The sequence below is a fragment of the Acinetobacter sp. HR7 genome (genome assembly GCF_000773685.1).
Classification (GTDB): Bacteria; Pseudomonadota; Gammaproteobacteria; order Pseudomonadales; family Moraxellaceae; genus Acinetobacter; species Acinetobacter thermotolerans.
The window spans coordinates 32,579-58,349 of record NZ_JPQO01000188.1 but is presented as its reverse complement, the minus strand read 5'-3'; the positions used below and the strand labels follow the sequence as shown (position 1 = coordinate 58,349).

Genomic DNA, 25,771 nt, shown 5'->3' with positions numbered 1-25,771 from the left:
TTTAAAGTTGAGATTGGCGTAGAATAAATAAAAATAAGAAGACGCAATATAGGTCTCGACATGCTGCATACGCTTTCTACGCATCAACTCGACACAATCCGCCTCTGGTATTTGGTGCAACATTCTCTTTCCAGCTTTTATAAGCTCTATCACCATTATAATGATCTGGCCCAAGCCACTCGTCTTGATCAGTTTGAAACCTGGCGTAAACTGGGTCTGCATAAAAATCATCTGCAACGCCTGCAAGATTTTCATTCCGCAGAATCACAAAGCCAGTTTCAGCGCTGTCTGGATAGCATTCAGTCCAGCTGTGACTTTATCCTGCTCCAGAATGAGGTGAACTACCCTCAACAGCTCAGTCCCTATGACAATCGCCCACCGATTCTGTTTGGTCAGGGCAAAATGGATAGCTTGTTACAGGCGCAAATCGCCATTGTTGGAAGTCGCAAGCCCAGTACCCATGGCCGGCAAATGGCTTATGATTTTGCCTACTATCTGAGTGAACAGGGCTTTTATATCAATAGTGGTCTAGCAGAAGGGATTGATGAAGCCGCACATCGGGCCGCTTTGCAGCAGCACCGCACCATTGCCGTGATGGGTACCGGACTGGATCAAACCTATCCCTCGGTCAATCAAATGTTAAGAAAACAGATTCTGGAAAGTGGTGGTACGGTGATTACTGAATTTCTGCCGGGTACGCCTCCCCTGCAGCAACATTTCCCACGGCGTAACCGTATTGTTAGTGGACTAAGCCTCGGTGTGATTGTTGCAGAAGCAGCACTACAAAGTGGCTCACTGATCACGGCCAAATGGGCTGCAGAACAGGGAAAAACCGTGTTTGCCATTCCGGGACATATTTATAGTGAACATCATAAGGGCTGTCATCAGCTGATTCGGGAGGGTGCGATTCTGATTGACCATCCGCAGCAAGTGATTGAAGATCTGGCTCTCGCTACCCAATGGCAAATTTCTGCTCAACCCACCAGCTCAACGCTAGTAGAACCGGAACAGATTGAAATTCCTCAACACTTACTTCCTCTCTATAACCAGCTGGACTGGATCGGGCAAGATCTGGACCAGATCAGCCTTCAGCTGAATCAGGATGTCTCCACCGTGACCGCCCAGCTGATGGAACTGGAGCTTCTTGGGCTAAGTACCCAGCAGGCTGGCATGTTTCTGCGTTGTCGTACCGGCAAATAAGGTTCACAATAGTCCTTTATTGTTTTGAAAAAGGTAAATACATGATCACCACCTCTGTTGCCGAAGCAGCAGCATGCCTAAAACAAGGACAAGTGTTGGCATATCCTACAGAGGCTGTATGGGGTCTAGGCTGTGACCCTTATAATGAACAGGCTTTTCATGAAATTCTGCAACTGAAACAGCGTCCAATTGAAAAAGGCGTGATTCTGCTGGCAGGACATATCTCCCAAGTCGAGCATCTGCTGGAAACACTCTCTCCCAACATCCGTGAACGTGTAATTGCCTCATGGACCAACCGCAGTATCTCGGAACGCGCTACCACCTGGCTGTTGCCTGCCAGTGATGATATTCCGGCATGGATTAAAGGTAATCATCCCAAGGTTGCCGTTCGTGTCACCACGCATCCACTTTGCGTAGCGTTGTGTCAGGCCTTTGGCGGCTTTATTGTGTCGACCAGTGCCAATCCGGCCGGTCTGAACCCTGCCCGCTCGTTACAGGATGCCAGACAGTATTTCAAAAGCTCTGAAAGCCTGAATTATCTGAATGGGGATCTGGGATTAAGCCAGGAACCGAGCAAGATTATCGATGCCGTGACAGGTGAAGTGATCCGCGTCTAGAGACGGATCAAGCTGGTCGGGATTGGCAAGCCCGACCAAAGTTTTAAGACAAAAAAAACTCAGCCATATAGGGATGGCTGAGCATAAAAAAGGATGTGCAGAACACATCCAGAGGGTTCAAAAATCTCTGGGAGTTTGATAAATCAGGAAATTTTCTGAAGAATCATTCTCGATGGGCGTATTATGTGAGAAAGTAATGCAGATAACAAATACAATAAAAATCTTTAACTAATACTTTTTAAGTATTAAAAGCACTCATCATTTAATCAAAATTCAAATTATCTTGCTATTTTTGTTCCACTTTTAAGCAAAAGACAGGATTCAAGCATTTGTTTTTACATTCAAAAATTGAATATTTACCGCCTATTCCTATTAGAAATAAATAAATCATTTGATTATTTATTAATCAAATCATTACTTCAAAAATTTAATGCCCTGCTTAAGCTTTAAGTTTCGGGGTGTATTGCGCCAGGAAAATACCCGACAGAATCACCACGCCACCAATCATATGATAGACCGTCCATGACTCACCCAGCCAAAGGTAAGCAATCAGTGCGGTAAACACCGGCATCAGGTTCATAAAAATGCTGCTGCGATTAGGACCAAGCAATTGCACGGCCAGCATCCATAAAAACGGCGCAGCAATGGATGGGAATATCCCAGCATAGATAATACTGCTGGCATTGTTGCTATTGATCGGGTCCAGACCAGTCCAGAGAATCATCGGAATATGCAGCAGGATACTGAAGCAGACCTGAATATACAGGCTCTGGATCAGCGGCATCTGCAGCTGCCATTTTTTCAGGAAAATCCCATAGCAGGCATAGAAAAATACCGCGATCAGCATGAGCACATCACCAATATAAGTCTCACCAAAATTCAGTAAATGCCCCCACTGCCCTTGCGCCATCACATACATCAGGCCACAGATCGACAGGATACTGCCTATTATTGCGGTCATGGCTGGTCGAACATGCAGCACAAAGATACCGACAATAATCGTAAACACCGGGATAAAGGCATTGATCAGACCCATATTGGTCGCAGTGGTATAGTGCGCCGAGGTATAAGCCAGTCCCTGATACAGCACCATACCGAAGGCACTGAGCACAGCAAGTTTACCTAAATGTGGGCGGATATTAGACCAGCTACGGATCACTTGCGGTAACACAAACGGTGTCAGGATCAGCAGCGCCAGAATCCAGCGATAGAAACTGATGCTCACCGGTGAAATGTAGTCGGCCACATAGCGGTTCACGGTCATATTCAGCGACCAGATCAGTACCGCTGCCAGTGGCAGTAAAAATGCCCACCACACCACCTTGTGTTGCTGTGTCATATGCTTATCCATAACGTGTATCGGTTGATGATTCCGGCATGCCGGAAATCGGGTTTGACCGGCTGTCCAGTCAGGTAGGCAAGCATAATTGATTTTTCATGCAAAATTAATGTGCAGCACATAATTTAAATCACCCTATTACATACCCATCTACACGTTTTTTACTTGTACTGAAGCTGAATACCCACTACAACATCCAACAGGATGAACACCGATAACACAGGATTTTATATGAGCACTTCCATCTACGACATTCCGGTTAAAACCATTCAGGGCGAAGAAACGACGTTAAACCAGTATCAAGGCAAAGTATTGCTGATCGTTAATGTGGCTTCCAAATGTGGCCTGACCCCACAGTATGAAGGCCTACAAAAACTGTATAGCGAGAAAAAGGCAGAAGGCCTGGAAATTCTAGGATTCCCGTCCAATGATTTCCTGCAGCAGGAACCGGGCAGCGAAAAGGAAATCCAGGAATTCTGCTCCCTGAACTATCAGGTGGATTTCCCGCTGTTTACCAAAATCCCGGTGGTCGGTGAAGCCAAACATCCGCTATATGCAGCTTTAACCCAAGCCATTCCGGAACGTATCGGTGAAGGCCCTTGGTGGAAAGATCTGGTGGATTATGGCCTGACTCCAAACCAGCCACCAGAAGTGCTGTGGAACTTTGAGAAATTTCTGGTGAATAAAAATGGTGAAATCGTGGCCCGCTTTGCCCCAGACATTACTGCCGATGATCCGCGCATTGTCGATGCAATTAATACTGAACTCGCCAAATAACAGCCAGACATCAGAAAGTCCGCTGGCAAAAGTAAAATGTCAGCGGGCTTTATTTATGCAGAATTTATGCATCAACCCGCTTTTCATAACTTTATCTAAAAATGATGTTTGCCCAGAGTCTGGATAAACGCTAAAAACAAATCACAACTTTAAAATGATGAGAACCTCATGAGCCAATCTTTTTATGATATTCCAGTCAAAACCATTTCTGGACAGGACGGCACACTAGCGCCATATCAAGGCAAGGTGTTGTTAATCGTCAATGTCGCCTCCAAATGCGGCTTGACCCCGCAATATGAAGCGCTGGAAAAATGCTATCAGGCCCAGCGTGAACAGGGACTGGAAATTCTGGGCTTCCCTGCCAATAACTTTAAAGGTCAGGAACCGGGAACCGATGAGGAAATCCAGCAGTTCTGCAGCCTAAACTACAATGTCAGTTTCCCGCTGTTTTCCAAAATTTCGGTGGTAGGGGAAGATCAGCATCCACTCTATCATTACCTGACACAGACCCAGCCACAGCGTATTGGTGGTGAAGATTTTGCTGAACGTCTGAAAAGTTTTGGCAATACCCCGAATGAACTACCTGACGTACTGTGGAACTTTGAAAAATTCCTGGTGAATAGGAATGGCGAAGTGGTAGCTCGCTTTGCGCCGAATATTACTGCGGATGATCCACAACTTGTGGAAGCAATTAACGCGGAATTAGCCAAGTAATTTGTAACAGTAATGTAAGCATCTCGCATAGCTAGAGATGCTTACATTTTTAAATTAAAAACAATAACTTAAATCAATCAAATCATATTCTACAGCTCTACTGTTTTTCTTCATCATTTTAATATTTCAACTACAATCCCTTCAATTTCAAATACATCTGCCCACCTATGATGAACTCCTACACAAACAAACCGCCATAATAAAGGTGAAGTATGAATACTCTCGTAAAAGCACTTGTTTTATCGATCTCTACTGCTTTAGTTGCTGCACCTGCGATGGCTGCACCACAAGATCATGAGCCAAACAAGGCACATACTCAACAACAGCATAAGGCACCAGCGCCACAGCATGAGGCTCAACAGCATAAACAGGATAAGCACCCTGCACAGCCTCAACAGCATAAACAGGTGAATAAAAAAGTAGATCCTTCACGTGATTGGCGCGTAGGTCATAAAGTACCAAGCCAATACCAAAGCAAAGCTTACAAAGTTGACCACAGCTAATACAAAAAGCTGAGCAAACCGGGTAAAAACCAGCAATGGATCAAAGTCAATGGCGATTACATCTTGACCAACGTGATCAGTCATACCATTATTAAAATTATCGCAGGCTAAGCCTGTGCTCCTCGGTGAAAAGAGAGCGCTTTGGCGCTCTTTTTTACGCCCGTAAGCTTTTTGACCAGTTTTTTGTTATTCATTTGCAACTCTTCGTATTTTCTACAAATTGTATCCTTATAGTAGGCAATGTCCGCAGTAACCGATGATGAGCACCCCAATGAAATTCAAGCAGATTCTCCAAAACAGTGTTGTACCTTTTGCCCTTTTTGCAGGTGCAATGGCACTCTTGGGCTGTGATCAGGAATCCGCACCGGCATCTCACGTTGAAAAACCGGTACAGCAAGAAACCGCTGAACAGGTGGAACAATCAGACAGTGCAGAAGTACAAACTTCTTCGGCCAACCTGAAAAGCGGCAATATGTTCTATATCGTGCGTGATGTGGCGGATATGCAGCTGAAAGCGGGTGATTATGTGGAACAGCTCAAGCAAACCCAGACTGATCTGGAAACGGCGATTGACAGCAAAGACACGGCTCAATTGCAAACGGCTGCGACCCAGTTACAGCAACAGCTGACTGGCTTTAATCAGGCACTCAGCAGCCTGAACCTGAAGAGTCAGGAAGTGGATCAGGTGCGTAGCAATATCATGAATGCCAACCAGCAGGCACTGGCTTCTCCCTTCCTGAATGGTGATGTGGATCTGAGCAAGGTAGACTTTAAAAAGCTGGAACAGCAGATCGGCAATGTACAAATGGAAATGCTGAAACTGGCAGCGATGATGATTCCGGAAGGTTCGTCAGATGACAGCTCAGAAAGCTAATCATATTGAAATATCGATCAAGCCCATTCTATGAATGGGCTTTTTATTTTTGAATCATGTTCTAAAGTTTCATATCAATCACGATACGACCATCAATCTTACCCTGTTCCATACGGGCAAAAATGTCATTGATATTTTCCAGCGGTTCCACATGGATATGCGCTTTGACCTTACCGCGTGCGGCAATATCCAATGCTTCTTTCAGGTCCAGACGGGTACCGACAATTGAACCGCGCACGGTAATACCATCCAGGACCATATCAAAAATCGACAGATCAAATTTGCCTGGTGGCAAACCGTTCAGCACCATGGTGCCGCCACGACGGACAATAGAAACGGCCTGTTCAAAGGCTTTTGGTGATACCGCAGTCACCAGCACGCCATGACAGCCTTCACCAGTCGCTTTTAACACTTCCTCCTTCACATCGCTTTTTATTGCATTAATACCGACATCTGCACCGAGGTTTTTTGCCAGTTCAAGTTTGGAATCATCCACGTCAATGGCAACCACATTAAAGCCCATGGTTCGCGCATATTGAACCGCGACATGACCCAGTCCACCAATACCAGAAATAGCAACCCAATCACCGGTTTTAGCTTCGGTCATTTTCAAGCCTTTATACACGGTGACACCAGCACACAGGATCGGGGCTATTTCCAGTAAATCAACACCTTCAGGAATCACTCCGACATAATTCCCATCGGCCAGACAATATTCAGCAAAACTGCCATTTACCGAATAACCAGAGTTGTGTTGTTGCTTACACAGAGTTTCCCAGCCAGCATAGCAGTGGTCACAGTGACCACAGGCGGAATATAGCCAGGGCACACCGACAAGATCACCCACTTTCAGATGAGTAATGCCCTCACCCACCTCAATCACTTCACCAACGCCTTCATGACCGGGAATAAACGGTAAAGTCGGTTTCACCGGCCAGTCACCATGCATGGCATGCAGGTCGGTATGACAAACACCGGTAGCAATAATTTTGACTAATACTTTGCCAGGACTGATTTTAGGAATCTCGACTTGCTGGATTTGCAGCGGCTTGCCAAATTCGGTCACGACGGCTGCCTTCATTGTATCTGCCATATTTTTTCTCCATAACAAATACCGAGACAGCTCTGTTATAGAGCTGTGTTTATACGATATGCCTTTCTGGAAAAATGACCGTCGTGGATTTGTAGGGGATTTGCTGTTTTGTCTTGCGATTTAAGCAGTGATTATTCAGAGCTTAAAAGACTCTTTTTCACCTGAATTTCAGGCTGAAATCGTCAGTTCAAAATGCATGGTTTGTCCTGCCGGTACAATAATACCTTGATCGGCAATCTGGCCAGTTTCCACACAGACAAATTCCTGCCATGCATCATCCCGGACATCGCCGAGTCGTTTGGCTTTTTCAATCCATGGATTCCAGATCACTGCACTTTTTGCAGTACTTTGAATCTGAATCTGTTCCGCATCGTTTTGCAGAAGTGTAAATTCACCGAAAGTTTCAGGATAAATACGATCCAGTTCAGCCGTGAATTCAATTAGCTCATCCGTTTGTACTTTTTGCTGATTTTGATCCAGCTGATCGATATAGCTTAAGCCATGCAAACCTTTAACTTTGGCGACTCTAGTCTCTGCCGGGAAATAACTGTGCCATGCAAAGGTAAATACAAAAGCCTGTTCATCCCGATTGTGTAATTTGAATTCCAGTTTCAGGGTTTCACCACAATGAATCTGCATTTCCAGTCGGAAGGCATGGTTCCAGTACTGGCGTGTTGCCGCTGAATCTTTCAGTTCAAACTGGAGATGATGCCCTGCTTCATCTTCTGTTATCTCGAACAAAGTCCACAGGCTGTTGCACGCAAAACCATGGGATGGAAAACTGGCTTCCGTTGCATGAGCACCAAACCATGGAAAACACAGTGGAATACCACCACGAATCGCTTTAGCTTGCTGGTATTGGTTCAAATCAGAGAGCCACAACAAATCTTTATTGAGTTTTTTCGAAAAGAATTTCAAGACCTGAGCACCTTGCAGGGAAATCTTCGCTGTGCAGTAAGCATTTTTAATCTGAATAACTTCAATTTCACCCTGTTGTACTTTTAAGACGCTCATTCTCAATCCCATTATTTCAGTTCAAAGCATCATACAAAACTACAGGCATAAAAAAACCACCCTGACGGGTGGTTTCTTCAATCTTAAACCAGCAATTACATTGCACGGTTTTTGATTTTGCGGATGGTTTCCAGCTGAGCAGCAGTTTCTGCAAGAGCAGCCAATGCAGCAGCAGAGTCCAAATCGCTCTTTTGGTTCGCCAGCAATTGTTCAGCTTGTTTACGAGCTTCAAGAATTGCTGCTTCATCCAAGTTTTCTGCACGGACTGCAGTATCTGCAAGAACCGTAACAACGTGCGGTTGAACTTCTAGAACACCACCAGATACATAGATTAATTCTTCTGTACCGTTTTCCAAAATAACGCGAATCGCGCCAGGTTGGAGCAAAGTTACTAGCGGAGCATGGCCAGGCATAATACCTAACTCACCGCCAGCACCTTTTGCGATCAGCATGCTGACAGTGCCAGAGTACAAAGACTCTTTTACACTTACAACATCACATTGCATAGTCGCCATGAGAATCTCCTAAATTAGGGAACTAATTAAAGTTTCTCAGCTTTAGCAAGTGCTTCGTCAATACCACCAACCATGTAGAACGCTTGTTCTGGGATGTGATCGTATTCACCAGCTAACAAACCTTTAAAGCCACGGATTGTTTCTTTAAGAGGTACATACTTACCAGGAGCGCCAGTAAATACTTCAGCTACGTGGAACGGTTGAGAGAAGAAACGTTGGATCTTACGTGCACGATACACGATCAGTTTGTCTTCTTCTGACAATTCGTCCATACCCAAGATCGCGATGATGTCTTTCAGTTCTTTATAACGTTGAAGAACGTTTTGAACTGAACGCGCGATTTCGTAGTGCTCAGTACCCACTACTAGAGGGTCAAGCTGACGAGAAGTAGAGTCCAGTGGATCGATCGCAGGGTAGATACCTTGAGATGCGATGTCACGGCTCAATACAACTGTTGCGTCCAAGTGAGCGAACGTAGTTGCAGGTGATGGGTCAGTCAAGTCATCGGCAGGTACGTATACCGCTTGGATAGACGTAATAGAACCAGACTTAGTAGATGTAATACGTTCCTGAAGAACACCCATCTCTTCTGCAAGAGTCGGCTGGTAACCTACTGCAGATGGCATACGGCCTAGAAGTGCTGATACTTCAGTACCCGCTAGTGTATAACGATAGATGTTGTCGACGAACAGAAGAACGTCACGGCCTTTACCGTTTTCGTCTTTTTCGTCACGGAAGTATTCAGCCATAGTCAGACCAGTCAACGCAACACGTAGACGGTTACCTGGTGGCTCGTTCATCTGACCGTAGACCATTGCTACTTTGTCAAGAACGTTAGAGTCTTTCATCTCATGATAGAAGTCGTTACCTTCACGAGTACGCTCACCAACACCAGCGAACACAGACAAACCTGAGTGCGCTTTAGCGATGTTGTTGATCAACTCCATCATGTTTACAGTTTTACCTACACCGGCACCACCGAACAGACCAACTTTACCACCCTTCGCGAATGGACATAGTAAGTCGATGACTTTAATACCAGTTTCAAGAAGGTCTGTAGAACCAGCTTGTTCAGCGTAAGAAGGTGCTGCACGGTGAATCGCCCAACGCTCTTCAGTTGCAACTGGACCAGCTTCGTCTTGTGGACGGCCTAAAACGTCCATAATACGACCTAGAGTTGCTGTACCAACAGGTACAGAAATAGGTGCGCCAGTGTTAGTTACGTTCAGGCCACGTTTAAGACCTTCAGTAGAACCCATTGCGATGGTACGAACTACACCATCACCAAGTTGTTGCTGAACTTCTAAAGTAGTTTCAGTACCGTCAACTTGGAGAGCGTCATAGATCTTAGGAACGCTGTTGCGTTCAAACTCGACGTCGATAACCGCGCCGATGATCTGAATGATACGACCGCTACTCATTGCTGTCTCCTCAATTCAAACTAATAATGTTAAACGGCAGCGGCACCACCAACGATCTCAGAAATTTCCTGAGTAATCGCGGCTTGACGCAGCTTGTTGTAAATGAGTTGTAGGTCTTTGATAAGCTGACCTGCGTTATCGGTTGCTGCTTTCATTGCAACCATACGTGCAGACTGCTCACAGGCGATGTTTTCAATTACGCCTTGATAAACCATAGACTCGATATAGCGAACCAATAAACCGTTCAGCAGTTCTTCTGCTTCTGGTTCATAGATGTAGTCCCAACCATATTGACGGTTGAGGCTTTCGCTTTCGTCTGCCGGAGCAAGTGGAACAAGTTGTTCTACTTTAGGCTGTTGTGTCATTGCGTTAACGAAGCCATTTGACACAAGGTAAATGCGATCGATCTCGCCCTTGTCAAATGCGTCAAGCATAACCTGCACAGAGCCAGTCAACTGTTCAAGAGACGGTGCATCACCGACCTGAGTTGTTGCTCCAAGCACTTTACCGCCGTAGTTTTTAAAAAACGAAACCGCTTTTTGACCAATCAAAGCAAATTGAACTTCAATTGATTGCTCTTGCTGTTGTTGTACATGCTTAGCCACTTTTTTGAACAGGTTAATGTTCAAGCCGCCAGCAAGGCCACGATCTGAAGAAACAACGATATAGCCAACGCGTTTTACTGGGCGTTCAACCATATAACGATGTTTATATTCAGGGTTCGCTTGTACCAGGTGAGCAATTACACGGTGCATATTTTCGGCATACGGACGGCCTTGTGCCATGCGCTCTTGCGCACGACGCATCTTAGAAGCTGCTACCATCTGCATCGCGCGAGTAATTTTCTGCGTGCTTTTGATACTAGCTACTTTGGCGCGAATTTCTTTTAAATTTGCCATACGCTTAACCTAGTATTCGGAAGTCCTTTCGAACTTCCGAAGGTTGATCCGTGAACCAAACCAAAACTAATTAGCAAGTTGCTAAATTAGTAAGTTTGAGTCGCTTTGAACTTCTCAATACCTGCTTTGAATTCAGCTTCGATGTCTTTGTCCCAAGCACCAGTCTCGTCAATTTTTTGCATTAACGCAGCATGTTCAGAACGGAAGTAAGCGATCAGCGCAGCATCAAATGCAACGATTTTCTTCACTTCAACGTCAGCCATGTAGCCTTCGTTAGATGCATAAACTGAAACAGCTTGGTCAGCGATTGAGTATGGAGTATATTGTTTTTGCTTCATCAACTCAGTTACGCGTTGACCGTGTTCAAGCTGTTTACGAGTTGCTTCGTCAAGGTCAGAAGCGAACTGAGCAAACGCAGCCAATTCACGGTATTGTGCAAGAGCGGTACGGATACCACCTGACAATTTCTTGATGATCTTAGTTTGCGCAGAACCACCCACACGAGATACAGAGATACCCGCGTTCACAGCAGGACGGATACCCGCGTTGAACAGTGATGTTTCTAGGAAGATCTGACCATCAGTAATCGAAATTACGTTTGTTGGTACGAATGCAGATACGTCACCTGCTTGAGTTTCAATAATCGGTAATGCAGTCAATGAACCAGTTTGGCCTTTAACTTCACCGTTAGTGAATTTCTCAACGTATTCAGCAGATACACGTGAAGCACGTTCAAGAAGACGTGAGTGTAGATAGAATACGTCACCAGGATAAGCTTCACGACCTGGTGGACGACGTAAAAGCAATGAAATTTGACGGTATGCTACAGCTTGTTTAGACAGGTCATCATAGATGATCAGAGCGTCTTCACCGCGGTCACGGAAGTACTCACCCATTGTACAACCAGCATATGGAGCCAGATACTGCATTGCTGCAGGATCAGCTGCCGCAGCTGCGACAACAGTCGTGTACGCCATAGCGCCAGTTTCTTCAAGCTTACGTACAACGTTTGCGATAGTTGATTGTTTTTGACCAACTGCAACGTAGATACATTTAATACCAGAATTTTTCTGAGCGATGATCGCATCGATCGCCATTGCTGTTTTACCAGTTTGGCGGTCACCAATGATCAACTCACGTTGACCACGACCAACAGGAATCATTGTATCAACTGATTTATAACCAGTTTGTACAGGTTGGTCTACTGATTGACGCCAAATTACGCCTGGTGCTACTTTTTCAACAGCATCAGTAAGTTTTGCATCAATAGGGCCTTTACCATCAATTGGGTTACCCAAAGCGTCTACGACACGGCCAAGAAGTTCAGGACCAACTGGAACTTCTAATACACGACCTGTACAACGAGCTTTTTGACCTTCTTGAAGGCTTAAGTAGTTACCTAAGACAACGGCACCCACTGAATCCTGTTCTAGGTTCAGTGCCATACCAAATAAGCCGCCGTCGAATTCGATCATTTCACCGTACATTGCATCAGCAAGGCCGTGAATGCGCACAATACCGTCAGATACCATAACAATGGTACCTTCGTTTTTAGCGGTCGCGCTGGTGTCCAGATCGCCGATACGCTGTTTAATGAGCGCACTGATCTCGGATGGATTCAGTTGTTGCATTGCGCTATACCTCAATCTTTTAATAGTTCAGTCTTCGAGCGGTTAAGCAAGAAGACGAGTCCGCATTTTTTCAAGCTTGTTAAGCGCAGAATCATCTATCACTTGGTCGCCTGCACGAATAACTACACCCGCGATCAACGCTGGATTTACTTCAACAGAAACATTTACCGCCGCATTGAATTTCTTCTCTAGTGCGTGAGTAAGTAGTTGTTCCTGTACAGAAGTCAATGGGAATGCTGATTCGATTACAACATCCACAGTATTGTTATTCTGTGATTTGAGCTGTTCGTATTCTGCAGCAATTTCAGGAAGTAGAACCAAACGGTCGTTTTCAGCAAGCAATGTCAAAAAGTTTGACACTGCTGCAGTTTGGTCTTCACCTAAAACTTTAGCAAAAAGACTAACCTGCTCAGCAGGTGTAAGCTCAGGGCGATTTAGATAAGCTGAAAATGCTTCGTCTTGCACCGCAGCACTAAGCAATTCAAGTGCTTTTGACCATGAGTCAGTTGCACTTTGCTCAGAAGCGTAAGCAAATGCTGCTTTTGCGTAAGGGCGTGCCAACGTCAAGAGTTCAGCCATAATCCGCCTCTCTTAAAGTTTTGCAGCCAGCTGAGTCAGCATGGCATTGTGAGCTTCTGCGTCAACTTGTTGGTTCAGAATTTTTTCTGCGCCAGCAACTGCAAGGGCAGCCACTTGTTGACGTAATTCTTCGCGAGCAGCATTGATTTCAGTATCAACAGCTTCTTTCGCTTGTTGACGAATACGCTCACCTTCAGCAGATGCTTGAGTACGCGCTTCTTCGACCAATTGTGCTGCACGACGGTTCGCTTGTTCAATCAATTGAGCCGCTTGTGCTTTTGCTGCGTCTAATTCAGCTTTCACTTGTGCTTGCGCGTCTGCAAGGTCAGCTTTCGCTTTTTCAGCAGCATTTAAGCCATCAGCGATTTTACGCTGACGCTCACTAATCGCATTGATTAGTGGTGGCCAAACGAACTTCATGCAGAATGCGACGAAAATCGCAAACGCAATCGCTTGGCCAAACAATGTGAGGTTGATATTCATTGCAAATTCCTCAAATAGTGAATTTCGGAATTAAGCTGATTAACCTACAAATGGATTAGCGAAGATGAAGAACAAGCCAATACCAACACCGATCATAGGCACAGCATCAAGAAGACCCGCGATTAAGAACATACGAGTTTGAAGTTGTGGAGCTAATTCTGGTTGACGAGCTACAGCTTCAAGGAAGCGACCGCCTAAAAGACCAAAACCAATCGCAGTACCTAAAGCACCGAAAGCGATCAAGATAGCAGATGCAATTGCAACTAGACCTAAAGTGAGTTCCATGATAATTCCTCAGAGGTTAGGTTTATACCAAATTAAGTTAAAAAATTGTGCCCAACCATCCCGTGACAGTTAGGCAATACCATTAATGCTTTTCGCTTGCCATGCTCAAGTATACGATAGTCAGCATCATGAAAATGAATGCTTGCAGCGTAATAACAAGAATGTGGAAGATCGCCCAAGGCACAGATAACGCCCACTGGATCCAGAACGGTAATAACGCGATTAGGATGAAGATCAATTCACCCGCATACATGTTACCGAATAGTCGAAGAGCCAATGAAACTGGACGTGCAAGGAAGGTTACCAATTCAAGTACTAAGTTCACTGGAATAAGCAACGCTTTTGCAACTGGGTTACTTGGGTTAAATGGGTTAAGTGCAAGCTCACCAACGAAACCGCCCACCCCTTTCTCACGAATGCTGTAGAACAAGATAAGTGCGAATACAGACAGAGACATACCAAGGGTAATGTTAGGGTCTGTAGATGGAACGATCTTGAAGTAAACGTGGTGAGGGTCCATGCCGAATACGCTAGCGCCAACTTGTTGAGCTACGTAAGGAATCCAATCCACAGGGATCAAATCCATTAAGTTCATGAGGAAAATCCACACGAAAATAGTCAGTGCAAGCGGTGCAATTAAGCGTGATTTGCCATGGAAAGTGTCGCGGACACTTGAGTCAACGAATTCGATGATCATTTCGATTGCAGACTGGAACTTGGTAGGAACACCAGAGTTAGCAGCTTTCGCTACAAGCCAGAACAACAAGCAGAAAATCAGACCAAGGCCGATTGACCAACCCATTGAATCCAAGTGAATAGCAGTGAACCCCATCTGTTGAGCTTCATCAGCAGTCTCGGCCAATTTCCAAGTACCGTCTGGCATTTTGCCATAGGTCAAATTGGTCAAGTGGTGCTTGATGTACTCGGTCGAAGTAAGGGCATGTTCTTCAGCAGCCATAAATCACACCTGGTCAATGTCAAAAACTAATGAAACTTGCGAATATCGCGTGCTGCTTGATATCTCGCTTATTTCTGAAAAAACTTTTCAATTTTTGCTGCGCTTAAACTCGTTTTTGTAGACGTGACACCCAAAACGGAGCGACCCACGACATGGCTTGAACGAGTATAAAACCACAAAACAATGCCACCGGGGATAACGGTTTGACATTGCTTAAAATCAAAATGAATCCAACAATCACTATTGCAAACTTACCGAGCATGCCCCTATACATGTTCGATAGAACTTGTTTGGAAGCTCGCGCGCCCGCAGCACGAAACGACTGCCAGCTAAAGTAGCAGCTCGCTAACCAGCATACGAATGCACCCAAGGCTGCACTCAAAGCTGCGATCGTGTCTTTGACAACCCAACCTAATAACGCTGAAACGGGTATCATTATTGCTTGTAAGATGACTAAAGCTTTCGCTAATCGTCGGTCAATCAAGCGACTAGTTCGGCTCATTATTTATTCACTCACAGCAATCATGCTTGACAAGTTTAGCTGATGATTATTTTTAATCGCAGGCATTATAGAGTTACACCCCTGAACATGCAATCTTTTCCCGAGCCAAGACTTGAAAATTTCAGGGACTTAATCGTTTTTAAACTAATCAAAACATGATTATTTTTTGATCATTATCGAGAATTTAGCACACATTTGCTGGTTTGTTCAGCTAATTGTTGCCAACCGTGTACAAAGTCCCCTGCCCCACTCATACTTTCGTCCACTGGCTGGAAGACGATCGGGTTCAGTTTTTTATATTGACCGGCACTGGCATGGCTTTCTGCCAGCAGGCACATTTTGCTTTGCACGCGGGTATCTTGCAGATACTTGATTTGTGCGACGGTCGGTGACACATGCGGGTCATCGGTCAGTGCACCCATGAATTTCAAATTCAGTGGACGTTCCAGATACTGGTAAGCATCATGATAAGACCAGTAAGGGCGTGGTTTAGAAGTTGAACTGTAACGTTGTGCAGTAGTTAGCATGTTCTGCGCAAAAGCACGTGCATTTTTCCAGTAACTTTCACGGTATTGGGGTTGTTGTTGTGAACGCAATGCCGCAATAAAGAAGCCGATACGCACCGCATTGTTTGGATCCAGCCAAACATGGGTATCTACAGTATTTTTTAAAGTTTCACCACGAGGGTTACGCATTGGTAGCGGATTGATGATGCCAGAATCTAAAATCGAGATACTTTTATTATTGCCTTCCAACACTTTTGCCAGCGGAGCTTCATGTGCCTGTCCCAACCAGATCACCAGATTGGCATCCTGGATCATTTTACGGTGTGCCGGGGTCAGGCTGACATCGTGTCCGGTCTGATGTTCCAATAATAAGGTCGGCTCTTCCACACCCTGAGTAACTTTCTTGGCAATCAGGTAAATCGGATGCGTAGAGACCACCAGGCCTTGTGACCAGCTTAAGCTACTGAATAAAGCTAAGGTACAAAACGCAAGAAAACGGGACATGGGAGAAAAGATCACGATAAAAAAACCAAGTGTTATAATATAACAGATTCGCAAAAATGCCTATGCCTGATCGAAACTCCGATCGCTTCATGGTAAGATTTAAAATCCTTTTAATTTCAGTTTCGCACTTGAGGTGAACTATGGGTGCATGTTCGCATGAACACCACAACGCATTGCATGGCGTACACGACCATCCGAACGTCGCGCAACGCCTGGCAGAGGCCGAAAGCCTTTGTGCAACGACGGGTGCGCGCCTGACGCCACTGCGTCGTGAAGTGCTGGAACTGATTTTGAATGCTACAGGTCCGATGGGTGCCTATGATCTGCTGGCCAAAATCAAAAGTAACAGCGATCGTCCGGCTGCTCCACCAACGGTGTATCGCACCCTCGACTTTTTGTTAGAGAAGGGCTTTATTCATCGCCTGACCTCTATTAATGCCTATATTCCATGTTGCCATCCGCGTGAAGGCCATCAGGCTGCCTTTTTAATCTGTACCGAATGTAAAGCGGTAAAAGAAGCTTCAGCACAAGGTCTACTCGATCAGCTTGCTGCTTTGGCTAGCTCAGATCATTTCGATGCTCATCACAGCATTATTGAGATTTCAGGAATCTGTCAGCAGTGTCGCAACAAAGCTTAAGCACATCACCTTTGATCCAGCTTTCCAAAATCTGGGTCAATATAGATGAACGCGATATATTAAAGGCCATTGATTTCTCCCTGCAGGAGAAAGAGATTGTCACGCTGATTGGTCCCAACGGTGCCGGCAAATCGACTTTAATTAAAGTTATGCTCGGTATCATCAAGCCAAAATCCGGAGAAATCAAAACTTCACGTAAATTGAAGTTCTCCTACGTGCCACAAAAATTCAATCCTTCACATAGTTTGCCGCTGCGCGTGAAAGATCTACTGGCCCTGGAAAAATGTCCAGCGGATATCAAGGCAGAGATTTTCCGGGATACCGGCATAGCTAAACTGAAAAATTCCAAAGTCCAGCAACTCTCGGGTGGTGAGCGGCAACGTGTCTTGCTGGCCCGTGCCCTGTTACGTCAGCCTGATATTCTGGTATTGGATGAACCGATGCAAGGGCTGGATATCCAGTCTGAAGCTGAACTGTATGAATATGTGCGCAGCCTGCCGGAAAAATATGGCTGTGCCATTTTGATGGTTTCGCATGACCTGCAATGGGTCATGCAAGGTACCAACCGTGTAGTTTGCCTGAACAAGCATATCTGCTGTAGCGGCCTGCCGGAAAGTGTGCAGCAGCATCCGGAATATCAGGCGATTTTTGGGACTAACCGGGTGTTCTATCAGCATCATCATGACCACTGTGCCCATGGCGACTCAGCAACGCCCTGCCAGCACGATCCCCGTCCACATATTCATCCCGAACCGGAAGCCTAAGCCATGATGGATTGGTTATCTCTCCTTTTACCAGCATGGATCATGGGGACATTATTAGTGTTCCTGACCGCTCCGCTCGGCTGCCTGATGTTATGGCGTCGCATGTCGTTTTTTGCAGATACCATGGCACACGGCACCTTATTAGGTGTGGCGATTGCTGGCGCGATGAGCTTGCCACTCTGGCTGGGGGTGAGTTTTATTGCGGTGTTGTTGGTGGCAGTATTATGGGTGCTGTATGACCCGCGCCTGCCAAATGATGCATTACTGGCACTCTGCTCAGCAACGCTGCTCTGCTCCGGCTTATTATTCATTCAACATTTACCGGGATTAAGACCGGAACTGCTGAGTTACCTATTTGGGGATCTGCTCACCATTTCCTGGTCGGATCTACCGACCTTTGCCATCGTGATTATTGTCGCTTTAACTGTGCTCTACAAAAGCTGGCAAGCACAAATCCAGATTGCAATTGATCAGGACATGGCAATCAGCGAAGGTGTGAATGCCAAATGGCAACGCCTGATCTTTATGTTACTTCTGGCACTGTTTACCGTACTGGCACTGCGTGCAGTTGGCTCACTGCTAATGGGTGCGCTGCTGGTCATTCCGGCATTGACCGCACGTTTGCTGGCCAATTCACCAAAGCAAATGGTAGTCTGGGCATTTATGGTAGCACAGATTGGCGTCACCGTTGGGCTATGGTCGAGTGCAGGACTTAATACATCAACAGGTCTCACCATCGTACTAACCATGTCGCTCCTGTTTGCTGCAATCTTCTGTATCCAGAAATTTAAAAAGCTGAGCTAAGCATGCAGCAGAGACGCTACCTGATCAGTGCCTGTCTGCTCGGTCAGAAAGTCCGTTATGATGGACAGGACTGCCTGCTTAAAGAGCTGCTAGAACATCTGGTTCCTGATCAATATGTCAGCCTGTGTCCTGAAGTCAGTGGCGGGCTGCCCATCCCTCGCCCGCCTGCCGAGATTCAATCTGGCGATGGTCGAGATGTGCTGCTGTACCAAGCTCATGTTGTAGATATCAAGGGTACAGATGTTTCAGATACCTTTATCAAAGGTGCCTATGCTGCTTTAGAATTAGCCCAAAATTTTCAAGTCACCCATGCCATTCTGAAAGCTAACAGCCCTTCCTGTGGCAGCGACCTGATTTATGATGGCTCATTTTCAGGCAGGAAAATTCAGGGACAAGGCGTCACTGCCGTGCTATTCCAACAACACGGCATTATGGTGATGACCGAGCAGGAATTTTTGCAGCAGCTAAAACCTCAATCTGAATAAATGCTCTGCCTTATTCGAAGTGGCAGACATAATCCACGATTTCATTACACAGCAGCCTAAACTGGCTGTGTTTGGGTACATAAAATGACTGCCCCGGCACATAGCGCTGGTAATAGGCATCATCTCCAATCTGTACCAGACATTCACCAGAAATTATTTCCAGACGTTCTGCTAGCGTTGTTTCAAATACGATCGGCTGCTCTGTCGGCAAGAACACACCGAGGGTTTTCTGACTGCCATCCGGCATCTGGATGCAATGACTGATACAGCAGCCATTGGAGTGAATCCTCGGCTTCTTCAAAATGGAGACAAAGTCAAATTGACCTGACATGGGAATACCTCTTGTTATTGTTGTTATATTTGTATTCAACATTAACGTGATCACATTATTTTTGTTTTTGACGTGACCCGCTGTTTTGGCTTAAGCCTGATGCACCAGACTGAGTAAGGTCGCAGCACAGGCAAAGAGCACCGCAAAGCTTCTGTTTAATATTTTTTGTTGCTTTGCTGAAGTCAATAATCTTAAGACTTTTGCTGCCAATCCGGTATAACCGGCCATCACAATCAGATCAATGGTGACCATGGTTACTGCCATAATCACATACTGTATCCACTGAGGTTTCGATAGATCCAGAAACTGTGGTAACACTGCCAGCAGGAACACAATCGCCTTCGGATTACTCATATTAACCAGGAAACCATGCAGGATGAGTTTTCCAACAGATTTTCGGGTCAGTTCATACCGGATCTCAATCGACTGCGTTGGTGCAGTCCACTGCAAATATGCCAGATAAAGCAGGTAACCCACGCCAAACCATTTCACCACCAGAAAAGCTAATGGCGAGGTTGCAAACAACACCCCGGCCCCCGCGGCCACAATGGCGATCTGTAACAGCAAAGCCAGCTGCAACCCTAAGGCATTCCAGTAACCATGCTTAAAGCCGTAGTTGAGTCCACTCGACATCGAAGCAATGGCACCAGCACCGGGAGAAATACTGATGACCCAACATGCCAGCATGTAGGCAAACCAGACCTGATAGGACATAAACCTGCTCAATGAAAAACTTGCGCAGTATTATATGACTTTTCCCCTATATTCCGCTTAATTTCTTGCTGAAAATCCATTTGCATACTATTCACCCGGTACTGCTTCAGGCACAATAGTTTGATTGAAAACCATAATTTTTTATTACAGGAGTCATGAATGACAGCCCAATCTGTAATTTTGCCATTACCCTCAGATCATGCTCGCTTTATTGTTTTACGTTTAAAAGACCTCAGCATTGAAGACTTTAAAGAACAATTACAACAGCTTTTCACCACACGCGATCGCCTGATTACCCAACACCCGGATGCGCAAATCAAGACAGCTGTCGCTTTTGGCCCTGAACTTTGGTCAAAATTGTATGACCAAACTCCTGCTGGCTTTAAGCAGTTGGAACCGATTCAAGGTTCATTTGCAATGCCAGTGGTACCGGCAGATGTGCTGATCCATATCGCCAGTGCGCGTGCAGATATCTGTTTTGCCCTGAGCCAAGCATTCTTCGAAGGTATTCGTGACCAGGTGGAAGTACTGGATGAACGTGTCTGCTTCCGTTACTTTGATGGCCGTGACATCACAGGCTTTATTGATGGTACTGAAAATCCGCAATTCCCGAATGACCGTGCTGAAGTGGCTTTACTCGGCGAAGAGGCCGGTATTTTCCAGGATGGCTCCTTTGTATTTGCACAACGTTATGCGCATAACTTGGAAAAATGGAAACGCCTCAAAGTTGATGCTCAGGAACAGGTGATGGGACGTACCAAGCTGGAATCGATTGAGCTGGATGATGAAGCCAAACCTGCCAATGCTCACATTGCCCGTACAGTGGTTGAAGATGAGGAAGGCGAAGAAATGGAAATCCTGCGTCATTCCCTGCCTTATGGTGATGGTCGTGGTGACCAGGGTCTATTCTTTATTGCCTATACCAAAGATCTGAAAATTATTGATCTGATGTTAGAACGCATGTTTGGGACATCTGGTGATGGCATTCATGACCGCCTGCTGCACTTCGTGACACCGATGGACGGCGCTTACTACTTTGCACCGAGTGCCGAGTTACTGGACGAAGTTCTGGAAGGATAAAAATGAAAAAGCCGGCAAAAGTCGGCTTTTTTATACCGTATTGTTAATCAATAATTTTGACGTGAATCTTCGCTTTTTTATTCAAAAAAAAATAGATCACTTTCCAAATTATCCCACTGTTTTATCACTAAAATTACTCATAATTTCTGTTACTGGTGATCATCACTGCACGCTGTTACTGTTAAACTTCCCTATCATATCCACCAAAGAGCAGCGTGACATGCTTGATCTCCAGTCCAAACTGCCCGACCTCGGGGTAACCATTTTCAGTACCATGTCTGCCCTAGCGCAACAGCTCGGGGCACTGAATCTTTCCCAGGGCTTTCCGGATTTTCCAGCGCCGCCTGATCTGATTGACGCTTTAGGACGGGCAAGTAGCGCTGGTTTTAACCAATATGCGCCGGGAGATGGGCTGCCAGTGTTACGGGCACTGGTAGCAGATCTGTACGCACAGCGCGATCAACTGTCTTTAGATCCAACACAACAAATTACCATCACCCCAGGTGCTACCATTGCCATTTTCTGTGCCATTCAGGCGGTGGTTCGTGCTGGTGAAGAAGTCATTATTTTTGACCCAAGCTATGACAGCTATGCGCCAACTGTCCAGCTGGTCGGTGCCAAGCCGGTTCATATTGCGCTACAACATCCGGATTTCTCCGTAGACTGGGATCAGGTGAAAGAGGCGATCAATGGCCGCACCCGGATGATTATTGTAAATACACCACATAATCCCACTGGTAGTGTCTGGTCGAGACAGGACTGGCAACAGCTGATTGAACTGATCCGGAATCGCAATATTGTAGTGCTTTCCGATGAAGTTTATGAGCATCTGGTGTTTGATGGCATCCAGCATTATTCTGCCCTATCTTTCCCGGAATTGCGTGAGCGTAGTTTTGTGGTGGGCTCCTTTGGTAAAACCTTCCATGTCACTGGCTGGAAAACTGGTTTTTGTGTCGCTGCACCGGCACTGATGAAAATGTTCCGTCAGGTGTATCAGTTTGCCAGCTTCTGCGGAGTCACCCCAGTACAGGTCGCCTTAGCTGAATATTTACAGCAGCATCCGGAACATATTCCACAACTCTCTGCTTTTTATCAGGCCAAGCGGGATCTGTTTAACTCTTCTATTCAGCATTCACGTTTCAAATGGACACCGTCGCACGGTACCTATTTCCAGAATCTGGACTACAGTGCCATCCGTCCTGATCTGGAAGATGTGGAGATGTGCCAGTATCTGGCACATGAACATGGCATTGTCACAATTCCAATATCCGTGTTCTATCAACAGCCACCGAAAGACCTGCGTTTGCTGCGTTTCTGCTTTGCCAAACAGGAACAAACCTTGCTGCAAGCCGGCGAAATTCTGTCAAAAGTCTAGGTTTAAAATTTTAAATATTTACATAGAATCAGCCTTAGTTACTTAAAAGCTAAGGCTTTTTTTGTACAAATTTCCGATAATCAGGTTTCTTTGATAGACCTCATCTTCCACTACAGGACAACACATGGCTAAGCACGCATTGGTTCAGCAGCAGAATTTATGGAAATCCTTTTTTGTTTTCCTGCTGCCACTGATCGTAACCAATATCCTGCAAAGCCTGTCGGGAACCATTAATACGATTTTTGTTGGGCAGATGCTGGGCGTGAATGCCATTGCGGCTGTGGCGGTATTTTTCCCGATCCTGTTCTGTTTAATGGCCTTTGTGATTGGACTGTCTGCTGGTTCGACGGTGCTGGTCGGACAGGCCTGGGGTGCCAAAAATTTGGAAAAGGTTCGCTGTGTGGTAGGTTCCACCCTTTTCATGACCCTGATTGGCGGTAGTTTGATTGCACTGTTCGGGGTGATTTTTGCCGAGCAGATTCTGTTGCTGCTGGGTACCGATCCGAATGTGATGCACCTGTCGGTGCCTTATGTACAATGGATGCTAGCAGGTAGCCCCCTGATTTTTATTTATATTATTTTTACCTCAATTTTGCGTGGTGTCGGGGATAGCACTACACCACTGTTTGCCTCCGCCTTGACCATTGGTATCGGCCTGATCGTTACGCCGATCCTGATCGCGGGTTATTTGGGTTTTCCGAAAATGGGGATTATCTCGCCGGCGATTGCCACCATTCTCGGGAATCTGGCGGTTCTATTATTTTTAGTTCTGTATTTAAATTATAGAAAACATCCGCTCAAACCCGATTGGGCTTTACTGAAAAATATTCGTCACCATCCCGGCTTAAGCCTGATCATTCTGCGTTTGGGCATTCCAACCGGGGTACAGATGATCACCACCTCCGCAGCCGGTCTGGTGATCGTTGGCATGGTTAACCGTTATGGGGCTGAAGCCACAGCCGCCTATGGTGCGGTCAATCAGGTACTGAACTACATCCAGTTCCCTGCCCTTTCCATTGCTATTGCAGCTTCGGTATTTGCAGCACAAGCCATTGGTGCCGGTAAAAATGAGCTGCTGAATAAAGTCACCCGTACCGCCATGAGCATGAATATCCTGTTTACCGGCAGCTTAGTGATACTGGCCTATCTGTTCTCAAAATATCTGATGGCGCTGTTTATCACCGATCCAAATGTGGTGGTGCTCGGTCAGCAACTGCTGTTTATCGTGCTGTGGTCCATTCTGTTCTTTGGTGGCAGTGCCATTTTTGCCTCGATTATGCGAGCCAGTGGCACAGTGAATATTCCGATGGTCATTAATATTGTCACTATCTTGGGAATTGAAATCCCGGCTGCCTATATATTTAGTCAATGGTGGGGCTTAAAAGGCATCTGGTATGGCTATGCCCTGGCTTTTGTCTGTCTATGCATCCTGCAAGGACTGTATTATCAGTTCGTCTGGAAGAAAAAAACCATTAAGGCACTGGTGTAATTTTCAGCCTTTCATAAGAAAATAAAACCGAGTGAAAAACTTGTGAATGGCGTATTTTCTGGTTAATCCATATTTTTTATATGGATTTAATTTTATCGTATTTTAACCCCTGAAAATTCCTTGTTATAACCAGCTCACAACATAAAAAACACAAGGTTTTTCTCATGGCTGAACGTAAAATCCGTCTCGGTGCTTTTATCCCAACCACCTCTCAACATGCTGCTGGCTGGCGTCATCCAGAATCACGTCCGCAGGATCATCTTAATATCGACTATGCCATTGAACTGGTCAAAACCGCAGAGCGAGGTCTGTTTGATGCCTATTTTCTGGCTGATACCCTGGCAGTTCGTGGCGATTGGGGTTCAGTGACCAGCAAAGGCTGGAGCTTGGGCGATAAAGACACGGGCTTTGAACCAGTGACCCTGTTCGCAGCGCTATCTGCCGTGACCAAACATATCGGCTTTGTGGCAACTGCATCGACCACCTATGAACATCCTTATACGCTGGCACGTAAATATGCCTCACTGGACCATATTTCTAAAGGCCGCGCAGCATGGAATGTGGTGACTACGGCCTCCAAGCAGGTAGCGCGTAATTTTGGCCTGTCTGAACATCCAGATGCCAAGACCCGTTATGCTCAGGCACATGAATTTATTGAAGTGGTGCAGAAACTCTGGGATTCCTAGGAAGATGATGCTTTTATATATGACAAGGATTCAGGACAGTTTTTCCAGCCCGAAAAATTCCATGAGCCACAGCACAAAGGTAAATTCTTTGAGGTCCAAGGCGCACTGAATGTGCCACGCCCGCCACAAGGTTATCCCGTAATTGTACAGGCTGGTCAGTCTGAAGATGGCCGTGAACTGGCAGCGAAATTTGCCGAAGTAATTTTTACTGCACAACAATCCTTGGAAGATGCCCAAGCCTTCTACCGCGATGTCAAAGGTCGTCTGGCCAAATATGGTCGTCATGCTGATGACCTGAAAGTTATGCCAGGTGTTTCGATTTTTGTAGCCAAAACTGCAGAAGAAGCGCAGGAAAAATACGATCTGCTCAATAGCCTGATTCATCCGCAAGTCGGTCTGGGTCTGCTTTCTGGCCTGGCAGGCGGAATTGATCTGGAACAGTACGATCTGGATCAGCCATTCCCGGAACTAGATGAAAAGCTGATTGATTTTGGCAGCCGCCAGCAGATGATGATTGAGATTGCCCGTAAGCATCATTTTACTATTCGACAGCTGTATGAATATGTGGCTTCTGCACGCGGTCACTGGACGCTGGTCGGCACACCTGAGCAGATCGTGGATCAGCTGCAAGAATGGTTTGAACATGAAGCGGCTGATGGGTTTAATATCCTTCCTCCAAGTACGCCAGCTGGTCTGAATGACTTTGTCGACTTAATTGTGCCGGAACTGCAACGTCGTGGTCTTTTCCGGACTGAATATGAAGGCACCACTTTGCGTGAGAACTTAGGCTTAAAGCGACCAGAAAACCAGTATGTACTAGCACAACGGAATACTGCTGCAGCGTCTTAAATCAATTACTGATAAAAAATGCCCTTCGGGGCATTTTTTTATTTCTTAATCATTTTTTTGTGCCTGAATATCTGCCTTAAATCACCTTGTCTAAAAATAGCTGCTTTGAGATAAGCACTGCAGATTTGCTGCTGTAGATTTT

The 25,771-nt window shown here is 45.7% G+C and carries 27 protein-coding genes and 2 pseudogenes; 14 read left to right on the top strand and 15 right to left on the bottom strand.

Translation table 11 applies throughout. From position 1 onward, the window contains the following. Positions 1–60 precede the first annotated feature (60 nt). A complete protein-coding gene (gene dprA, locus GW12_RS10895; protein WP_034587396.1) occupies positions 61–1,200 on the top strand; it encodes a DNA-processing protein DprA in 1,140 nt (379 codons plus the stop codon). A gap of 41 nt (positions 1,201–1,241) precedes the next feature. After that, entirely contained in the window at positions 1,242–1,817 is a 576-nt protein-coding gene (locus GW12_RS10890; protein WP_034587394.1) for an L-threonylcarbamoyladenylate synthase, read from the top strand. 439 nt (positions 1,818–2,256) lie between these two features. Here the strand turns inward: GW12_RS10890 and GW12_RS10885 are convergent, their stop codons facing one another. Further along, positions 2,257–3,156, bottom strand: a complete 900-nt coding sequence (locus GW12_RS10885) for a DMT family transporter (RefSeq protein ID WP_034587392.1) — start codon at positions 3,154–3,156, stop codon at positions 2,257–2,259. Positions 3,157–3,387: 231 nt separating this feature from the next. On the opposite strand from GW12_RS10885, the gene GW12_RS10880 reads away from it, so the two are divergent. The 4 genes and pseudogenes from GW12_RS10880 (at position 3,388) to GW12_RS10865 (ending at position 6,024) form a co-directional block, all read left to right on the top strand. Next, positions 3,388–3,933 carry a glutathione peroxidase gene (locus GW12_RS10880; protein WP_034587390.1) on the top strand — a complete coding sequence of 182 codons (546 nt, stop codon included), beginning with the start codon at positions 3,388–3,390 and terminating at the stop codon, positions 3,931–3,933. 168 nt (positions 3,934–4,101) lie between these two features. Further along, complete coding sequence (locus tag GW12_RS10875) at positions 4,102–4,647, top strand: glutathione peroxidase (protein ID WP_034587388.1); 546 nt, start codon at positions 4,102–4,104, stop codon at positions 4,645–4,647. 212 nt (positions 4,648–4,859) lie between these two features. Next, positions 4,860–5,261 (top strand): annotated as a pseudogene (locus GW12_RS10870) (RcnB family protein). 160 nt (positions 5,262–5,421) lie between these two features. Continuing rightward, positions 5,422–6,024, top strand: a complete 603-nt coding sequence (locus tag GW12_RS10865; RefSeq protein WP_034587387.1) for a hypothetical protein — start codon at positions 5,422–5,424, stop codon at positions 6,022–6,024. A 61-nt stretch (positions 6,025–6,085) separates the two neighbouring features. Here GW12_RS10865 and adhP read toward each other — a convergent pair whose 3' ends face one another. From adhP to GW12_RS10805, 12 genes are all read right to left on the bottom strand, one after another. Beyond that, on the bottom strand, positions 6,086–7,117 hold the full coding sequence (gene adhP, locus GW12_RS10860) for an alcohol dehydrogenase AdhP (RefSeq protein WP_034587386.1): 1,032 nt from the start codon (positions 7,115–7,117) through the stop codon (positions 6,086–6,088). Positions 7,118–7,285: 168 nt separating this feature from the next. Beyond that, entirely contained in the window at positions 7,286–8,131 is an 846-nt protein-coding gene (locus GW12_RS10855) for a D-hexose-6-phosphate mutarotase (protein WP_034587384.1), read from the bottom strand. 95 nt (positions 8,132–8,226) lie between these two features. Then, positions 8,227–8,646 carry a F0F1 ATP synthase subunit epsilon gene (locus GW12_RS10850; RefSeq protein ID WP_034587382.1) on the bottom strand — a complete coding sequence of 140 codons (420 nt, stop codon included), beginning with the start codon at positions 8,644–8,646 and terminating at the stop codon, positions 8,227–8,229. A gap of 26 nt (positions 8,647–8,672) precedes the next feature. Beyond that, positions 8,673–10,067: a F0F1 ATP synthase subunit beta gene (atpD, locus tag GW12_RS10845; protein ID WP_034587380.1), complete on the bottom strand. Its 1,395-nt coding sequence runs from the start codon at positions 10,065–10,067 to the stop codon at positions 8,673–8,675. A gap of 29 nt (positions 10,068–10,096) precedes the next feature. Beyond that, on the bottom strand, positions 10,097–10,966 hold the full coding sequence (gene atpG / locus GW12_RS10840) for a F0F1 ATP synthase subunit gamma (RefSeq protein ID WP_034587378.1): 870 nt from the start codon (positions 10,964–10,966) through the stop codon (positions 10,097–10,099). An 86-nt stretch (positions 10,967–11,052) separates the two neighbouring features. Beyond that, positions 11,053–12,597 carry a F0F1 ATP synthase subunit alpha gene (gene atpA, locus GW12_RS10835; protein ID WP_034587376.1) on the bottom strand — a complete coding sequence of 515 codons (1,545 nt, stop codon included), beginning with the start codon at positions 12,595–12,597 and terminating at the stop codon, positions 11,053–11,055. A gap of 42 nt (positions 12,598–12,639) precedes the next feature. Continuing rightward, complete coding sequence (locus GW12_RS10830) at positions 12,640–13,176, bottom strand: F0F1 ATP synthase subunit delta (protein ID WP_034587374.1); 537 nt, start codon at positions 13,174–13,176, stop codon at positions 12,640–12,642. 12 nt (positions 13,177–13,188) lie between these two features. After that, positions 13,189–13,659, bottom strand: a complete 471-nt coding sequence (locus GW12_RS10825) for a F0F1 ATP synthase subunit B (protein WP_034587372.1) — start codon at positions 13,657–13,659, stop codon at positions 13,189–13,191. A gap of 39 nt (positions 13,660–13,698) precedes the next feature. Next, positions 13,699–13,944: a F0F1 ATP synthase subunit C gene (atpE, locus tag GW12_RS10820; protein ID WP_000424060.1), complete on the bottom strand. Its 246-nt coding sequence runs from the start codon at positions 13,942–13,944 to the stop codon at positions 13,699–13,701. An 82-nt stretch (positions 13,945–14,026) separates the two neighbouring features. Continuing rightward, on the bottom strand, positions 14,027–14,902 hold the full coding sequence (gene atpB, locus GW12_RS10815; protein WP_034587370.1) for a F0F1 ATP synthase subunit A: 876 nt from the start codon (positions 14,900–14,902) through the stop codon (positions 14,027–14,029). A gap of 103 nt (positions 14,903–15,005) precedes the next feature. Then, entirely contained in the window at positions 15,006–15,404 is a 399-nt protein-coding gene (locus GW12_RS10810) for an ATP synthase subunit I (protein WP_034587368.1), read from the bottom strand. A gap of 173 nt (positions 15,405–15,577) precedes the next feature. Beyond that, positions 15,578–16,414, bottom strand: a complete 837-nt coding sequence (locus GW12_RS10805) for a metal ABC transporter solute-binding protein, Zn/Mn family (protein WP_034587366.1) — start codon at positions 16,412–16,414, stop codon at positions 15,578–15,580. Positions 16,415–16,554: 140 nt separating this feature from the next. Between GW12_RS10805 and GW12_RS10800 the strand changes: the two genes are divergently transcribed. The 4 genes from GW12_RS10800 to GW12_RS10785 are packed head-to-tail and all read left to right on the top strand — an operon-like array spanning position 16,555 to position 19,105. Beyond that, entirely contained in the window at positions 16,555–17,052 is a 498-nt protein-coding gene (locus GW12_RS10800; RefSeq protein ID WP_034587365.1) for a transcriptional repressor, read from the top strand. Then, a complete protein-coding gene (gene znuC / locus GW12_RS10795) occupies positions 17,034–17,816 on the top strand; it encodes a zinc ABC transporter ATP-binding protein ZnuC (protein ID WP_034587364.1) in 783 nt (260 codons plus the stop codon). The genes GW12_RS10800 and znuC overlap by 19 nt, the downstream gene beginning before the upstream one ends. A 3-nt stretch (positions 17,817–17,819) precedes the next feature. Continuing rightward, entirely contained in the window at positions 17,820–18,620 is an 801-nt protein-coding gene (gene znuB, locus GW12_RS10790) for a zinc ABC transporter permease subunit ZnuB (RefSeq protein WP_034587363.1), read from the top strand. A gap of 2 nt (positions 18,621–18,622) precedes the next feature. Further along, entirely contained in the window at positions 18,623–19,105 is a 483-nt protein-coding gene (locus GW12_RS10785) for a DUF523 domain-containing protein (protein ID WP_034587362.1), read from the top strand. A 10-nt stretch (positions 19,106–19,115) separates the two neighbouring features. On the opposite strand, the gene GW12_RS10780 is transcribed toward GW12_RS10785, so the two are convergent. Together GW12_RS10780 and GW12_RS10775 are read right to left on the bottom strand one after the other, a co-directional pair. After that, complete coding sequence (locus tag GW12_RS10780; protein WP_034587360.1) at positions 19,116–19,436, bottom strand: pyrimidine/purine nucleoside phosphorylase; 321 nt, start codon at positions 19,434–19,436, stop codon at positions 19,116–19,118. Between the two features lie 90 nt (positions 19,437–19,526). After that, on the bottom strand, positions 19,527–20,150 hold the full coding sequence (locus GW12_RS10775; RefSeq protein ID WP_034587358.1) for a LysE family transporter: 624 nt from the start codon (positions 20,148–20,150) through the stop codon (positions 19,527–19,529). Between the two features lie 159 nt (positions 20,151–20,309). Here GW12_RS10775 and GW12_RS10770 point away from each other — a divergent pair, with 159 nt between their 5' ends. The 4 genes and pseudogenes from GW12_RS10770 (at position 20,310) to GW12_RS10755 (ending at position 25,629) form a co-directional block, all read left to right on the top strand. Continuing rightward, positions 20,310–21,230 carry a Dyp-type peroxidase gene (locus tag GW12_RS10770; RefSeq protein WP_034587356.1) on the top strand — a complete coding sequence of 307 codons (921 nt, stop codon included), beginning with the start codon at positions 20,310–20,312 and terminating at the stop codon, positions 21,228–21,230. A 220-nt stretch (positions 21,231–21,450) separates the two neighbouring features. Beyond that, a complete protein-coding gene (locus tag GW12_RS10765; RefSeq protein ID WP_034587354.1) occupies positions 21,451–22,605 on the top strand; it encodes a methionine aminotransferase in 1,155 nt (384 codons plus the stop codon). A gap of 124 nt (positions 22,606–22,729) precedes the next feature. Next, a complete protein-coding gene (locus tag GW12_RS10760) occupies positions 22,730–24,094 on the top strand; it encodes an MATE family efflux transporter (protein ID WP_034587352.1) in 1,365 nt (454 codons plus the stop codon). Between the two features lie 164 nt (positions 24,095–24,258). Next, positions 24,259–25,629 (top strand): annotated as a pseudogene (locus tag GW12_RS10755) (LLM class flavin-dependent oxidoreductase). The last annotated feature ends 142 nt before the right edge of the window (positions 25,630–25,771 follow it).

Bases quoted from the DNA above. Each gene is read 5' to 3' on its own strand.
- dprA (WP_034587396.1), top strand. From the start codon at position 61: ATGCTGCATACGCTTTCTACGCATCAACTCGACACAATCCGCCTCTGG.
- GW12_RS10890 (WP_034587394.1), top strand. From the start codon at position 1,242: ATGATCACCACCTCTGTTGCCGAAGCAGCAGCATGCCTAAAACAAGGA.
- GW12_RS10885 (WP_034587392.1), bottom strand. From the start codon at position 3,156: ATGACACAGCAACACAAGGTGGTGTGGTGGGCATTTTTACTGCCACTG.
- GW12_RS10880 (WP_034587390.1), top strand. From the start codon at position 3,388: ATGAGCACTTCCATCTACGACATTCCGGTTAAAACCATTCAGGGCGAA.
- GW12_RS10875 (WP_034587388.1), top strand. From the start codon at position 4,102: ATGAGCCAATCTTTTTATGATATTCCAGTCAAAACCATTTCTGGACAG.
- GW12_RS10865 (WP_034587387.1), top strand. From the start codon at position 5,422: ATGAAATTCAAGCAGATTCTCCAAAACAGTGTTGTACCTTTTGCCCTT.
- adhP (WP_034587386.1), bottom strand. From the start codon at position 7,117: ATGGCAGATACAATGAAGGCAGCCGTCGTGACCGAATTTGGCAAGCCG.
- GW12_RS10855 (WP_034587384.1), bottom strand. From the start codon at position 8,131: ATGAGCGTCTTAAAAGTACAACAGGGTGAAATTGAAGTTATTCAGATT.
- GW12_RS10850 (WP_034587382.1), bottom strand. From the start codon at position 8,646: ATGGCGACTATGCAATGTGATGTTGTAAGTGTAAAAGAGTCTTTGTAC.
- atpD (WP_034587380.1), bottom strand. From the start codon at position 10,067: ATGAGTAGCGGTCGTATCATTCAGATCATCGGCGCGGTTATCGACGTC.
- atpG (WP_034587378.1), bottom strand. From the start codon at position 10,966: ATGGCAAATTTAAAAGAAATTCGCGCCAAAGTAGCTAGTATCAAAAGC.
- atpA (WP_034587376.1), bottom strand. From the start codon at position 12,597: ATGCAACAACTGAATCCATCCGAGATCAGTGCGCTCATTAAACAGCGT.
- GW12_RS10830 (WP_034587374.1), bottom strand. From the start codon at position 13,176: ATGGCTGAACTCTTGACGTTGGCACGCCCTTACGCAAAAGCAGCATTT.
- GW12_RS10825 (WP_034587372.1), bottom strand. From the start codon at position 13,659: ATGAATATCAACCTCACATTGTTTGGCCAAGCGATTGCGTTTGCGATT.
- atpE (WP_000424060.1), bottom strand. From the start codon at position 13,944: ATGGAACTCACTTTAGGTCTAGTTGCAATTGCATCTGCTATCTTGATC.
- atpB (WP_034587370.1), bottom strand. From the start codon at position 14,902: ATGGCTGCTGAAGAACATGCCCTTACTTCGACCGAGTACATCAAGCAC.
- GW12_RS10810 (WP_034587368.1), bottom strand. From the start codon at position 15,404: ATGAGCCGAACTAGTCGCTTGATTGACCGACGATTAGCGAAAGCTTTA.
- GW12_RS10805 (WP_034587366.1), bottom strand. From the start codon at position 16,414: ATGTCCCGTTTTCTTGCGTTTTGTACCTTAGCTTTATTCAGTAGCTTA.
- GW12_RS10800 (WP_034587365.1), top strand. From the start codon at position 16,555: ATGGGTGCATGTTCGCATGAACACCACAACGCATTGCATGGCGTACAC.
- znuB (WP_034587363.1), top strand. From the start codon at position 17,820: ATGATGGATTGGTTATCTCTCCTTTTACCAGCATGGATCATGGGGACA.
- GW12_RS10785 (WP_034587362.1), top strand. From the start codon at position 18,623: ATGCAGCAGAGACGCTACCTGATCAGTGCCTGTCTGCTCGGTCAGAAA.
- GW12_RS10780 (WP_034587360.1), bottom strand. From the start codon at position 19,436: ATGTCAGGTCAATTTGACTTTGTCTCCATTTTGAAGAAGCCGAGGATT.
- GW12_RS10775 (WP_034587358.1), bottom strand. From the start codon at position 20,150: ATGTCCTATCAGGTCTGGTTTGCCTACATGCTGGCATGTTGGGTCATC.
- GW12_RS10770 (WP_034587356.1), top strand. From the start codon at position 20,310: ATGACAGCCCAATCTGTAATTTTGCCATTACCCTCAGATCATGCTCGC.
- GW12_RS10765 (WP_034587354.1), top strand. From the start codon at position 21,451: ATGCTTGATCTCCAGTCCAAACTGCCCGACCTCGGGGTAACCATTTTC.
- GW12_RS10760 (WP_034587352.1), top strand. From the start codon at position 22,730: ATGGCTAAGCACGCATTGGTTCAGCAGCAGAATTTATGGAAATCCTTT.